The sequence below is a fragment of the Microcoleus sp. B13-B6 genome (genome assembly GCF_036705405.1).
Classification (GTDB): domain Bacteria; phylum Cyanobacteriota; class Cyanobacteriia; order Cyanobacteriales; family Microcoleaceae; genus Microcoleus.
On the sequence record NZ_JAUBUJ010000033.1, the window covers coordinates 44,942 to 58,709 of the forward strand.

The window sequence follows — 13,768 nt, forward strand, 5'->3', positions numbered from 1 at the left end:
TATCGTTTATCATAAAATAGAGAGTGACACGATCGACAACAATATCATTACTCAATTTTGTCAGAATAATCATGTCAGAACAGCGGATTACCATTTCTTTACCTAACTTGCTGCTAATTGTAGCATCGTCCTTGCTGCTAGTGCTGCTGTGGCAATTGCGGAGCCTGCTAGTAATTCTGATGATATCAGTTGTGCTGGCTGCTTCGATCGTCCCGATCGTGAATTGGGCCCAAACGATGCGGGTTCCCCGCTGGCTGGCGGTGATTATGGTTTATTTAACTCTCATCGGCGGATTTAGTGGGACGGTAGTGTTAATCGGGCCCACAGTCATCGAACAAATAGAGTTACTGCTGCGGCAGTTACCAGTTTATGTCGAAAGTTTGCGAACTGTGGCAACTAATGTATTGAGTCGCTTGAGCGACGATGCCCCAACCTTGGTGGGTCTGGTGGACACTCAATCGCTGACTAATTGGCTGATTCGATCGAGTCAACAACTGGTTTTGCGATCGTACAGTTTAACGAGAGGCATTCTCGGCGGTTTCTTCAGCTTAGTTTTAGCATTATTTATTTCAGGTTACATGGTTGCGGACAGCGACACATTAATTAAAAGTTTGGTGCAGTTTTTCCCGAAACCTTGGGACGGAAGATTAGCCGCACAAGTGGCGCCAATTGGTCAAAGAATGGGGAGCTATATTCGCGGGCGAGTGTTAGTTTCGGGTATTTTAGGGATATTTATTACCACTGGTTTGAGCATTTTGGGAATGCCGGAATTTGCTTTAGGCTTGGGTGCGATCGCAGGTGTTACCAACTTGATTCCCTTCATCGGCCCAGTATTGGGAGCAGTACCAGCATTAATCGTAGCATTAGCTAAAGGTGGCTGGGTACTTTTGTGGGTATTACTGTTATTTGTAATCATCCAGAACTTGGAAACTTACGTCCTCGATCCTTTGCTGGTTGGTTCCTCAGTTGGTGTGCATCCTTTATATCAATTGCTGTCTGTCTTGGGAGGCGTTCAAGTATTAGGAATTATTGGAGCAGTCATTGTGCCGCCTTGGTTTGCGGGAGTAGCAGCTTTGATTGAGAACTTGTATTTAAAACCGAAACTTAGGAGTGAACATCGAGAGGCAATAGATCGGGCTAAAAATAATTCTGACTTGCCACCTCTTACACCTTCGGCGTGACAGCAGGGGAGAAAAGGAGAAGGGGAGTAGGGAATTGAAACATACAATTTATATCGTTTCTGTTGGCATCGGAATAATAATTTTCGGAGTTCAGCGCTTACGTGACCGATCGCGGGGACACTCGTACTTGGGTATAATTCCGTAGTTGCCAGGTTTGATCTTAAATTCACAACAGCAATTTTAACATCCCAGAAGCCGTTTGATATCAAATCCGTTGGCATAGGAATTATTCATCTCTCTCTTCTCTTCCTCTGCGTCCTCTGTGTCCTCTGCGGTTAAATCATTCCGGTTCAACCGGATGTGATATGACTCCAATTATTCGATCGCTACCATTGACACTTCAACAGTATCTACAAGTCTGCCGACTAATGACTGATGACTGATGACTAAAAACTAAGGATTAATTACCACTTCAATGCGGCGGTTGCGCTGCCGATTAGTATCCGAACTATTGTCTACCGAAGGGCGACTTTCCCCATAGCCGATCGCCACCCAATGATACTTCTGACCGAGTACACCCGACAAATACTGCACCACAGCCTGAGCCCGCGCAAACGACACATTGCGATTATCCGCCGCTTCCCCCGCGTCGTCAGTGTGGCCCGCAACCCGCACAGTTGCCCCCTCGTGATTGCCCAACTCCGCCACCAAATTGTCCAAAATCGCATTAGTACCCGCGCGCAAAGAAATGCTGCCAGTATCAAACAAAACATCGCTGGGCAGAGTCACCATCAGCCCATCCCCCCCAAACACCGGATTATTGGCATTCTGTGGGGCAGTATTCACCGTTTCAGGGTTCAGACTGGGGCTGCTGCCGATCGCCGGTAAAGCAGGAACAGGACTTGTCGCCGTTTCCGGCCCCGCCAATTCCCGCGACATCAACTGCAAACGCTTTTCCAAAGTTTCCGTCGGGCGGCTGCTGCCCAACTGACTCTCCAAAGCCGCCGTGCGACCAATCAGCGCGTTCAGTTCGCCCTGCAACTGTCTCAAATCTGACAGCAATTTCTCTCTCTGGGCAGGACTGACTGTTGACTGGGGACTTGGTGTAGCGGTTGGTGGCGGAAGCGCCGGAATTGGCGTTGCTGGGGCGCGTTTCGGGCTGGAGGTCAAATTTTGAGTTCCACGCAGCAATCTCTCTGCCAGCGGCATTTCCGTCGCGCCTGACGGATAAATTTGAGCGATCGCCATCCCCAAAACCCACGCAAAACCGCTGCCCACCCCCAGCAGCAGCAGTCGAAAAATCAGCGACAGTAAAAGCAAACCTTTTCCCCGCGACTTGGAGACGCGAGTGGGGGGGATTGAAGGTTTTTGGTTAAAAGATCGCGTCATATTTCATCCCTCTCGGTGTACAGACCACATTAATTTCGATACTATCTTACCTATCCGATTGGAAATTTGAGATTTGAGATTTGAGATTTGGCCTCCAATCTAAAATCTAAAAAAGAAACCCGGTTTATATAAATCTGGGGTTTAGTGGCGAAGCATCGAGGCAGAAACCGGGTTTCTAGTCCGTTGCGTGCCAGCCTGAATCTGTTGGATAATTCAGTAAAACTTTTGGAAAAAAAACCGATGACTGACCCTTTAAATAGCCCTTATCCCGTTCCTTGGGAATGGATTAGTGCCACTCATGCTAAAGTGAGCTCCACTGCCGGCACAGGCCTCCGCTATTATCGCAGTCCATCCCTAGTATCAACTAACGGCCAATACGCAGCTTACAGTCGAATTGAGTTGCAAGTACAGCCGGAATTCTCCCGGTGTCGGGTTAGCAGCGTCATGTTTGTGGAAAATCTCAAAACCGGGGAACTGCAAACAGTGGCGGCTGCTTCGCCCCTGGCCGAAAGTGGGATGTATGCTAGCGATGATACAGATATGTCCGGGACGATCGCCATTTTAGTGCCTGTTTCTTGGAATCAAGACGGTTCCCGCATTCTCGCCCGCGAATTTGAAGCACTTTTCAACTCTTCGGATATGTCCGACTACGGTGTCATTTGGGACAAAAATGATAATTACACTTATACAGTTGCTCCCGCTCGCAGTCTTTACACTCATGCTGTATTGTTGGGTTGGAGTCAAGTTTGTCCCGGACAAGTTCTGTTCCGCGCAGGCAATTTGGGCGATCGATCTTGGCCTCTTTGTGCAGTGGATATGACAGGGCAAACCGTAGCAGTCACCGAGGACAAACCCCTAGTTTTCGGCAGTCAAGCCAGCACAGACTGGATCGAACCTAAAACTCGTTTTTAGATATTATGGCGGCATTTTCTTGGATATGGCCCACAATTTTTCTAGTGTCAGGTCAGTCTTTCAACCAATTCATTTTGACGCTGGCGCTGATAGTTATGGCTGTTATTTCCGGTCTAACAGCTTTTATTTTTATTCGGATTTTCATTAATTGGTTGCAAGCGAAATTGGAGGCAAACCGCCCTTTTTTTATACGCTCGTTTACCCGAAATACGGGCAATTCAACCGCTAATATTTCCGAACCAGAAAACTTGTTTTTAGAACCCCGATTCGTAGAAAGTGACGGGAATTTAACTGCTACTATTTTTGGAGGCAAAAGCGATATTTCAGCAGCGCTTCAGCCGGAGATAATTTGCGATAATTCAGCATCCGTTGCCTATCTCTACAAGCCGATCGCTCTTTGGCACGGGCGCTTAATTTTGCCCTCACATGAACAGCGCCAGCCCTACGGTACCGTGTTTTTTGAAGTAATAAATGCACCCAAAAAATATAATAACTTTATTGGCAAAACAGCATTTTTAAAATGGAGTACAAATCGCGAAGTACAGTTTTTTGTCCACGCAGTCAGTCAAGATATAAACTTTACACAAGAAACTAAAAAAAGTCAAAAATCTGGCAACATCCATCCAGATAGATTGAACGGTTGGCGAAATGTCGGCCCTTTAGAAACTCTAGCAGGCACCCGACTCGAAGACAGCGTGACTGTGATGCTGCGAAGACCGGTGATTGCGATTCATTATAGCAGCAGCGATCGCCAGGAACTCACGATCGATCGCGAACCAGTACAAATTATCGGACGTTTCTGCGCCTTAGTCACACTTTTACAGCGAAAAGAACCCGACAGCGACAAATTCATTGTCCGGCATTTCAACAAAACATCTCAACAATTTGACGGCGCCGCCGAAATCATTCGGATTCCCCAAGTACAGCCAGACAAACATGGCGTAGCGAGGTCTACCAATCACCTGATCGAAAAATCGCCATTAAATCCAGACGGCTGGTACATTTACGGCGAAAGAGACGAAGACAGTATATTTGTAGTGGAGGCAATCGAACCCCGCAAAATTGCTCAATTAATCCCAGATGAAACACATTTCGGACTAAAAAAATCTCTCGATTATTTAAGCAGCCAAAATTGGGCAAATACACCAGCCCAAAAAGGGCAAGCAAAAAGAGTATTGTTAACCCCGAATGAGGCTACAGAAAACGCTTCAATCTCTCCTTGGCAAGAAGGAGATATCGGGATAGTGATTCACAGTTTCGGGGGTATCGGCGGCAAAAAAGGCGAACGGCCACCGCTGGGAATTGTCACCGGACATTTTGCTTTCGGAGTAGCAAAAGTAGTGCGCGATCGCTTTACCAGCGAACTGCGTTTTGACATAGAATACAAACAAGTTTACGCCCACAATCCCGACGGAATTGTTGCCGGTTCCAGCAAATGGCAAAGCTACATGGGAGACTTGCAGCGCGGCTGGTTGGGCGATCGCCCGGTTTGCGATATCATCTGTAAATTAGACTGCGTGTGTTGCGACTACGATTTTGACGGCATAACCTTGTCGCCTTTAACCGAATTAAACCAGCAACTAGATATCATGATGGCCCGCTACCGCAGCGGAGACGGCACCGGCGCAAGTTTAGTCACGCCAGCAACTTCTTGCGTCCAAGATTCAAGTCAGGCAATTTACGCGACAATTAAAAAAATCACTTCCGAAATAGAGTCAAATCCTCAGATTCAAGACTGGTTGAAAACACATCCCACCGACGCACAAACCCAAAGGTTTCACCAATTAGTAGCTTTAGGAGAGAGTTTAGAAAAAGTATTAATGCCCCTCGGCATTGTCCGTCCAGATTGGCGGAAAAATTCGAGATTAGCGGGGATTGATTCTGAACTAAAAAAAACCTTTTTTGCTGGTATAGCAACCCTGATAAAAGCTGCTATTAGTTACCGAACAATGCTGCCGAGGCGAACCCAAGATGAAATCGCCAAAGTTTTATTAAAACAAGGAGCTTTTTTGTGGATAATTCGCACAAATCAAGTCGGAGGATTTGACCCAGATATTGAGCCGATCGCACCGACAGGGTTTTGAATAGACCTCTTGCAAAAATAACTAGGACGGGCTCTTCGGCCCGTCCCACAAGAGTTATTTTTTCTTGTGGGATGGGCCGAAGAGTCCGTCCAATAAATTTATGAAAAGGACTTTTGCAAGAGGTCTAATCAGCAACCGGTTTGTAGATGATTCGGCGATTTAAATCGCTACTAGAAAAACCAAGTCTGCCTCCCCAGACTAAGAGATTGATATCATGTCCGGTCAATTAGCCTGATTCCTGTAGGGGCGGGTTCACCAACAATATTTGCTAAAAACCGACAATCTCAAAAACCCGCCCCGGCAATTGTATTATGCGCGATCGATCGGACATGGTATGAGGCAGCATTTAAGCGGGATTTGGTATCAGTCAACAGTCAACAGTCAACCGTTAACAGTCAACACTTAACCGTTAACAGTCAACAATCAACCATTACCAAGGAGTGACTTGAACTTTACCACCCGGTGCCAAAACTACGCGGAAATCAGCCAGCGGTTCCGCAGGTGGCCTGGTGCCAACAGGTTTGTAAAGCAACTCCGACAAAGGCGTTTCGGATCGATCGACTGCTGCCGAATTTTCCGGCTTGTAACCGACAATCGCCCCGTCTTGGGCCGCACTCACCCGATAAACCAACTCCGCATCAACCGGAGGCTTATCCTTCACAACTCCGTCAATTTGCTGGGAAAGTTTGCCCCTCAACAGCTCAATTTGCCCTGGATCGGTAATTGGCACCGCGCCCACCTCTGGGCTTGCCAAACCTTCAGCAACAGGAGTGGGCGTGCTTTCCGGCGAAGTGCTCGACTGCGGTGTGGCCAACGGTGAAGCGTCCGGCTGCGGCGCGGGGCTCGGAGTCGGCGAAAGCGATTCAGCGTTTGGAGTTTGAGTCCCAGGCAGCAAACCGTCAGCAGGAGGCGTGGGATTGGGATTAGGCGAACCCGATCCACCCGGATTCGCCGTCCCCTGATTCTGGCCGGCTGGATTCGGCTGCCGCACCGGATCTCTCGGACGTTGGACTTCCGGCACCGGCACCAAGAAAAACGCCATCGCAGCCAAAGCCAAACTCGACACGCCCACGACAGCGGGCAAAGTCCGCTTCGCCAAAGGTTCGGCCGACTTGACGTAACGCTTGGAAATTGGGGTTAATTGCAGCGACAATTCCGGCAGCGTCTGCGTGTCGGCAAAAAACTGATCGATCGCCTCTACCAAGTCAAATAGCTGTACCGTCGTCAAATCAACTTTTGCCGACAGTTCTGTTTTTTGATCGATTTGGGGTGGGCTGCCTGTGGAGGCGGGTAGAACGGTCAACCGGTGCAAATTCCCGTCAATTCTGTGCAACTGTACCATACCCAAATTCGGGCCGTAGCGATCGGGATAATGCACTCCGCTCATAAATTCTTGAGCGTAGCTGCTGACGGCCCTCACCAAGCTTTCAAAAAAGTCTCGTCCCCCGCTTAAAGGCTCGCGGAGACCGTTCACATAGCATTCAGCGCTCATTAGTATGGAAAGCACCGGCCGTATATCTAACTGGCTGGCTGCCGATCCATCGCTCAACCCTTCTAGAACCAGGGTGCAATTTGGCAGACTGTACTGACGCCTAATAGTCATTTTTTATTCAACTTCTCCATCAAACAGGCTAACCCAGAAGCGCTGCATTCCGGCTGTGCCTGTACAAAATAGCAGCTTGCTCAACAAGTTCAAAGCTAGTTCGTTGAGCTTGTCGTCGGAATCGTAAGCTGCAACTAGCGATCGCTTGGGGTTCATGCGCGATCGAAAGTGAGCTCGAAAGCGTTCTAAATACTCCGCCAGCGGCTGGTTCTGGTTGAGGGGGATATTTTTCGATCGCAACTGCTGGGAGTCTAGCAGCAACTGCCGAATTGTGGCGGTTAACTTACGCGCCATATTACAGGCGATCGCCACCAGCGCTTTTGCCTCCACAATGGTAAGGGAGCGGCGCTGGGTATAGCGTCTCAGCGGGTTAGTATTACGCATCAGCCAAAGGGCAACCCGATTTTTGATAATTGATCCCAATTCCAGGTCCTTTGACACAGCCAGCATTTCTTCCGCACCTCCGAGATACAAGGCTTCGATCGCCAGCAACATCAAGTCAATTTGCAATCTGGCTCGGCGGGGACATCCCCCATCGGAGGGCGACAAGTCTGGCAAACTGTCTAAAATTAACGGGTTTGACTGGGTAAGCGAAGTTTCTGACGGCATTAAGATCACGGCAACATCCATTCCAAACAAACTATACGGGCAGGGGGGGTCTTGAGCAAGACAAATTCTCAACCAAGAACTTCTCTGGGATACTTTATTTCGATCGTTGACTTTTATGTATATATATTCAATCTAGCAGCAACCGACCGTCGCGGGCGAGCTCCGGCGAGAGTTCGATCGCCCACTCTCCTACCCCCGCCGCCGCTTTGTGATTCCTTGCTTCGCGTGGGGTGAAGGGAAGAGTCAATCGATTTTAGATTTTAGATTTTAGATTTTAGATTGAAGCATTGACCCCACGGATGAATCCGGGGGGCAAGTTTCATCGGATACAGGTTTTTTATTTCTGGACGGATGAATCCGGCGGCTTGTATCCTGGATGCTTTCGGTCAGAAAGCGACAAAGAATTACCCATTTCCCCTTTCTTATTCTCTATTGGGATCAATCAATGTTCCTGCTTCTGGCGTTGCACCGCCGCTTCTCTTTGAGCCGTAAAATCAGTAGCCGCCGCCTTATCAGTTAGACTAATTTTTCCCTTGAGGGTTTCTTGCTCCACAATTCCGCGCATTTTAACAGAACTGTTTTGACCGGTTGCTGTGGAGTCGCTGCAACCCGCTAAATTAGGAACCGCACCCGACAAGTTCAATCCTTGAGTTTCCCACTTACCAAATAGAGAAGGTTTCTCCTCGCCTGTTTTTTCCCTGCCCTCCCTGCTGCCCGATCGCAAATTACCGCTTAAATAAACACCCGATTGCTCGATTGTCAATTCCAAAACATCAGAATTCAGACATTCGGGCAAATTTTTAGGATCGAAGCGATAAGTTCCCGCAATTGCCGGGGCCGCCTTTAAATTTGTTTCGCCGTAAGCAGTTACTACTTTAAACAGCAGTGCAACTGAGCCGATCGCAATCCCGTAAAATGCCAGTGATTTGAGGCTTAAATGATTCATCATCTTGGTAATTAATAATTGGGCATTGGGCATTGGGCATTGGGCATTGGGCATTGGGCATTGGGCATTGGGGATTGGGCATTGGGGATTGGGCATTGGGCATTGGGCATTGGGCATTGGGCATTGGGCATTGGGCATTGGGCATTGGGCATTGGGCATTGATACTAACTCACAAATAACCAATAACCAATAACCAATAACTAATAACAACAGTCAACAGTCAACAGTCAACAGTCAACAGTCAACTGCCAACAGTCAACAGTCAACAGTCAACAGTCAACAGTCAACAGTCAACAGTCAACAGTCAACAGTCAACTGACTACCTTTGAGGAAGTACCGATGCCAAGTGCGATCGCACTTTAACGTAGCACCGCGCAATCAGTAGCGAAGAATGACACTGCACAGCCAATTCATCAGTATACTGTCCCAAAGTTTGGCGCTCAATTCCCCACTCCCGACTCGTACCCGCAATAGTTAAATCAGCATTAGCAGAAGCCGCCACCACTGCTTGAATTGGCTCAGCAGCCTCCACAATCGGAGTTTCAATTCGCGATCGCACCTCAACCGGTAACTGATCCATCACTCGCTGAAACTCGTAACTCAGATTGTTTTCAGCTTCCCCGCCAACCGCCACCCGCAGCACCGTCAAACGGCGTTCCTCGCTATTAACTAACAGTCTCAGCGCCAATTCTAACCCCAAATCATCGTGAATGTTTGCCGCGTAAGGTACTAACAAGTTATTCAACCTTTCTCGGCCTCTGTCAACAAAAATTGCTACATCCACCTTAGCGTTGCTGAGAATTTGGCCGACACGTCCTCCCAAACGGTTGCTGCTAAAAGTTGGCCTGTGCCATCCTACTAAAATCAAATCCGCGCGATCTATTTCCGCAATTTGTGCCGTTTCCCTGGCTACATCATTAGTAACCCGAATGATGGGATGTACGAATTTTCTCGCATCGGACACTTGCAAACTATCAATCAATTCTGATAATTTCGAGCGGCGCTCTTGAATAATGCGATCGGCTTCCGCAGGCGTACTTTCAAAGGCATAGTCATCATTTAATTCTATCAAACTCAGAGGATGAACCGCCGCCGACTGTAAATCCTCACCACCCATACCAGCAGCCGGCTGCGCCAGCGCTACGGCTAGTCGCAGTAAACCTTTCTGCGTGCTGGGATTGGCAACCGGTACTAAAATTCGATAAGTTGGCAGCAATTTCTTAGCAGTTTCTTCGGTGCTGTCAGCCATTTCTAAATCCTCTAATTCTGAATCCTCAGAGTTAACTTCTGAAATATCTAACCGAATTAACCGTTTTGGATAAGTCCACTCCAACAGAGGCGAAGTCATAAAAGTTGTCACTAAAGCCATGATGACTAACATCGTAAATAGCAGCGGCGAAACTACCCCCAAGGAAAGACCGATATTCAGCACAATTAGTTCAGTCAAACCGCGAGTATTCATCAGCCATCCCAGCGCTGAAGCTTCGCGGTTGCTGATGCCACAAACTCTAGCCGCAACGTAAGTGCCGACGTACTTGCCGATAATTGCCACTCCTAAAACTGCGGCGCACAGCAGCCACAATTCGGGACTGTTGAGCAAGCCGATTTCAGTCCGCAAGCCGCTGTAAGCAAAAAATATTGGCAGCAGAAATATTAGTACAAAGTCTTCGGTTTTTTCGGCTAATTCTCTGGTTAATCCCGCATTTTTCGGCATGGCGGCACCCAGCAAAAATGCACCGAAAATTAAATGAATGCCGATCCATTCAGTAATTAAGGCAGAAGCTACAACTCCCATGTAAATTCCAGACAGCACTAACTGTGTTAATCTGCCGGTGCGGTTGTACTGTTTGGAAAGTCGCTGCAAGAACCAGCGGACTACAGTCAGCATGAAACCGATGTAAATTAAAGACTCAATAATTGTCGGCAAAGCACCGATCATCGAATTAGTACGAGTAACTGCGATCGCCACCGCTAACAAACACCACGCCGTCACGTCGTCTACCGCAGCGCAAGTCAGGGCCAGCGTCCCCAATTTGGTATTCTGCAAGTTGTGTTCTGTAATAATTCTTGCCAGCACTGGAAAAGCCGTAATTGACATCGCAGCGCCCAAAAACAAAGCAAATGCGGTAAAGGAAACGCTATTATTTGAAACGATAGGATACAGCAGCAGTGCGAGCAAGCTTCCCAGGGAAAACGGCACTAGAATGCTGACGTGGGAAGTTAAAATCGCTATATCTAAATTGCTTTTGAGGTACTTGGGATTCAGTTCCAACCCAATCAAGAACATGAAAAATATCAGCCCCACCTCAGACAACACGTTGAGGAAGGGAACGGCCTCGGCTGGAAAAAGGGCTGTTGCTAAATCAGGTGCAACTAAGCCAAATAGAGAAGGCCCAAGCATAATTCCTGCTACAATTTCTCCAATGACTTGAGGTTGTTTGATCGCTCGAAATCCTAAACCTACAAGTCTCGAAAGTGCGATGACAATTAGAACTTCAAGCAGAACGAGAATGGGTATGGGCATGGCGTTTTTAGCTTTGGGATTTTTGCGGATGGAGAGGGCAGGGTACTAAAGCTGACTGAATTGCCGATCGAAAAAAATGGATACCAGCTCGATCGAAGGTAGAAGGCACCAGAGGTGAACCAACAAGGCCATTCTCTCACAAGCGAACAAAGGCTTTGGCAACCTCCCACCTGGATTTTTCGTTTTTTAGAAGCGCTTGCAAGTAACTTTAACCGCAGCGTGCGTACCCCGCACTCAACCCGCGCACTAAATCTCATCTCCGGGTGCCAAGCCAACCCTACGGATATCAGAATTGTCAGCAAAAGTAGCGCGCGCTGTGATAAACTAGAAAAGTTGTTTAAATTCGCACATCCGGGTTTTCGGGTGTTTCTAGGGCGCAAACCTTCAGAAATACGACCGGGTGGAGGATTAACCCGAATTAGGAGTTAAAAATACAATGCCAGTAGTCAGTTTGGCTCAAATGTTAGAGTCAGGGGTTCACTTCGGACACCAAACCCGTCGGTGGAACCCGAAAATGTCTCCATACATTTTTACAGAGCGCAACGGGGTTCACATCATCGACCTCGTGCAAACCGCTCAGCTTATGGAAGACGCCTACGAATACATGAGAGTTGCCTCAGAAAAAGGCAAAAAGTTTTTGTTCGTGGGTACGAAGCGCCAAGCTGCCGGGATTGTAGCCCAAGAAGCTCAACGCTGCGGTGCTTATTACGTCAACCAGCGCTGGCTGGGGGGAATGCTCACAAACTGGACGACGATTAAGTCCCGCGTGGAGCGCCTCAAGGATTTGGAGCGCCGCGAGGAAATCGGCGCCCTCGATTTGTTGCCGAAAAAAGAAGCTTCGGTACTGCGCCGAGAAATGGCAAAACTCCAGAAATATCTGGGCGGGATTAAATCTATGCGGAAGATTCCCGACGGAGTGGTGCTGGTAGACCAACGCCGCGAGTATAATGCGGTGTTGGAATGCCAAAAGTTGGGAATTCCGATCGTCTCTCTGTTGGATACCAACTGCGACCCGGATTTGGTTGACATTGCGATTCCGGCGAATGACGATGCTATTCGATCGATCAAGCTGATTGTCGGCAAGTTGGCTGATGCCATCTACGAAGGTCGTCACGGTCAGCAGGGCGGCGACTCTGATGAAGACTACGACTACGAAGGTGGTTACGAAGGCGCTGAATATGATGTCGAAATCGAAGAATTGGATGACCCCGATTATGTAGATCCCGACGACGCTGCTGAGGCCGACGGCGAAGAAACCGAGAGCTAGTATTGCCCTCGGAATCTGACACCAGGAAATTAAAAATTAAAGATTGAAAATTAAAAATAATTATTATTTTTAGTTGGATATTTTTAATTTTTAATTGTACATATAGCAATCCTTGCAGGAGTCGTAAATTTTTTACCCCACCCCAGCCCTCCCCGAACCCGCGGGGAGGGAGTAAGAAATTCAGAAATGATGCCAGGATTGCTATAGCACGAGTCTAAGTCATTAGTAGAGTTCTGGCAAAAGCATTCATTGTGTCAGGGCCAGAATTAATTCTGGCGCTACACCTACAAAGTCGGTACTAATATCGACTGGGTATTTCTTCACTCTGGTCTAATCATTAACATTAAAATTAGTGACTAATGACTGATGACTAATGACTGATGACTAATGACTAATAACTAATTTTGATTGGGAACTTAAAGAAGATGGCGGACATATCTGCAAAACTTGTTAAAGAACTGCGCGAAAAAACTGGCGCGGGCATGATGGACTGCAAAAAAGCCCTCGTTGAAAACGAAGGCAATATGGAAACATCCATTGAGTGGCTGCGGAAAAAAGGTCTGGCTTCGGCAGGTAAAAAAGGTGGACGAGTTGCCTCAGAAGGGCTTGTAGGCAGCTACATTCACACCGGCGGCCGCGTGGGAGTGCTGGTGGAAGTTAACTGCGAAACAGATTTTGTGGCACGTCGCGAAGAATTCCAAAAGTTGGTGCGGGATATTGCGATGCAAATTGCAGCTTGCCCGAATGTGGAATACGTGAAAGTTGAAGATATCCCCGCCGAAGTTGTCGAAAGAGAAAAGGCAATTGAAATGGGCAAGGATGACTTGGGCAACAAGCCGGAGAACATCAAAGAAAAGATTGTTCTAGGGCGGATTGAGAAGCGCATGAAAGAGTTATCTTTGATGGATCAGCCTTTTATTAAAGATCAGAATATCTCGGTGGAAGAGTTGGTGAAACAAACGATCGCCCAAATTGGAGAAAATGTCCAAGTGCGCCGCTTCGTGCGTTTTGTCTTGGGCGAAGGCATTGAAAAGGTAGAAGCTAACTTTGCCGATGAAGTTGCAGCCCAAATGGGTGCTCAGTAATCCCAAATTAAGATTTAGAATTAAAAATTAAAAATGTGAAAAATCAATTTTTTGCATTTTTAATTTTTAATTTTTATAGGACTTATCGACAGCTATATTTGTAGGGTGGGCAAACCTTACTACTAGAGACAGCGTAAAAATTGAAAACTTGCGTAATATCGAATCCGTTAGCATCGGAATAGTAAATTAGAGTTCACAGTCAACAGTCAACCGTCAACAGTCAACAGT

General features: G+C 47.5%; 10 protein-coding genes. 5 read left to right on the forward strand and 5 right to left on the reverse strand.

Annotated features, from left to right (window positions below; translation table 11 throughout):
* The first annotated feature begins 71 nt into the window (after positions 1–71).
* Entirely contained in the window at positions 72–1,181 is a 1,110-nt protein-coding gene (locus tag QUB35_RS16915; protein WP_333142962.1) for an AI-2E family transporter, read from the forward strand.
* A 393-nt stretch (positions 1,182–1,574) separates the two neighbouring features.
* Here QUB35_RS16915 and QUB35_RS16920 read toward each other — a convergent pair whose 3' ends face one another.
* Complete coding sequence (locus QUB35_RS16920; protein WP_333142963.1) at positions 1,575–2,510, reverse strand: OmpA family protein; 936 nt, start codon at positions 2,508–2,510, stop codon at positions 1,575–1,577.
* A 240-nt stretch (positions 2,511–2,750) separates the two neighbouring features.
* On the opposite strand from QUB35_RS16920, the gene QUB35_RS16925 reads away from it, so the two are divergent.
* Both QUB35_RS16925 and QUB35_RS16930 read left to right on the forward strand, forming a co-directional pair.
* Positions 2,751–3,422 carry a hypothetical protein gene (locus tag QUB35_RS16925; protein ID WP_333108427.1) on the forward strand — a complete coding sequence of 224 codons (672 nt, stop codon included), beginning with the start codon at positions 2,751–2,753 and terminating at the stop codon, positions 3,420–3,422.
* 95 nt (positions 3,423–3,517) lie between these two features.
* Entirely contained in the window at positions 3,518–5,506 is a 1,989-nt protein-coding gene (locus QUB35_RS16930; protein ID WP_333142964.1) for an abortive infection protein, read from the forward strand.
* A gap of 430 nt (positions 5,507–5,936) precedes the next feature.
* Here QUB35_RS16930 and QUB35_RS16935 read toward each other — a convergent pair whose 3' ends face one another.
* From QUB35_RS16935 to QUB35_RS16950, 4 genes are all read right to left on the reverse strand, one after another.
* Positions 5,937–7,109, reverse strand: a complete 1,173-nt coding sequence (locus QUB35_RS16935) for a DUF4335 domain-containing protein (protein WP_333142965.1) — start codon at positions 7,107–7,109, stop codon at positions 5,937–5,939.
* A 3-nt stretch (positions 7,110–7,112) separates the two neighbouring features.
* Positions 7,113–7,739, reverse strand: coding sequence for a DUF3038 domain-containing protein (locus QUB35_RS16940; protein WP_333142966.1), 627 nt, complete (start codon positions 7,737–7,739; stop codon positions 7,113–7,115).
* Between the two features lie 421 nt (positions 7,740–8,160).
* Entirely contained in the window at positions 8,161–8,823 is a 663-nt protein-coding gene (locus tag QUB35_RS16945; protein ID WP_333142967.1) for a hypothetical protein, read from the reverse strand.
* A gap of 160 nt (positions 8,824–8,983) precedes the next feature.
* The gene (locus QUB35_RS16950; RefSeq protein ID WP_333142968.1) at positions 8,984–11,188 is read right to left on the reverse strand and encodes a cation:proton antiporter domain-containing protein; all 2,205 of its coding nucleotides are present in this window, start codon (positions 11,186–11,188) and stop codon (positions 8,984–8,986) included.
* A gap of 436 nt (positions 11,189–11,624) precedes the next feature.
* On the opposite strand from QUB35_RS16950, the gene rpsB reads away from it, so the two are divergent.
* Together rpsB and tsf are read left to right on the forward strand one after the other, a co-directional pair.
* Complete coding sequence (rpsB, locus tag QUB35_RS16955) at positions 11,625–12,455, forward strand: 30S ribosomal protein S2 (protein WP_333142969.1); 831 nt, start codon at positions 11,625–11,627, stop codon at positions 12,453–12,455.
* A 425-nt stretch (positions 12,456–12,880) separates the two neighbouring features.
* Positions 12,881–13,540 carry a translation elongation factor Ts gene (tsf, locus tag QUB35_RS16960; RefSeq protein ID WP_333142970.1) on the forward strand — a complete coding sequence of 220 codons (660 nt, stop codon included), beginning with the start codon at positions 12,881–12,883 and terminating at the stop codon, positions 13,538–13,540.
* Positions 13,541–13,768 lie beyond the last annotated feature (228 nt).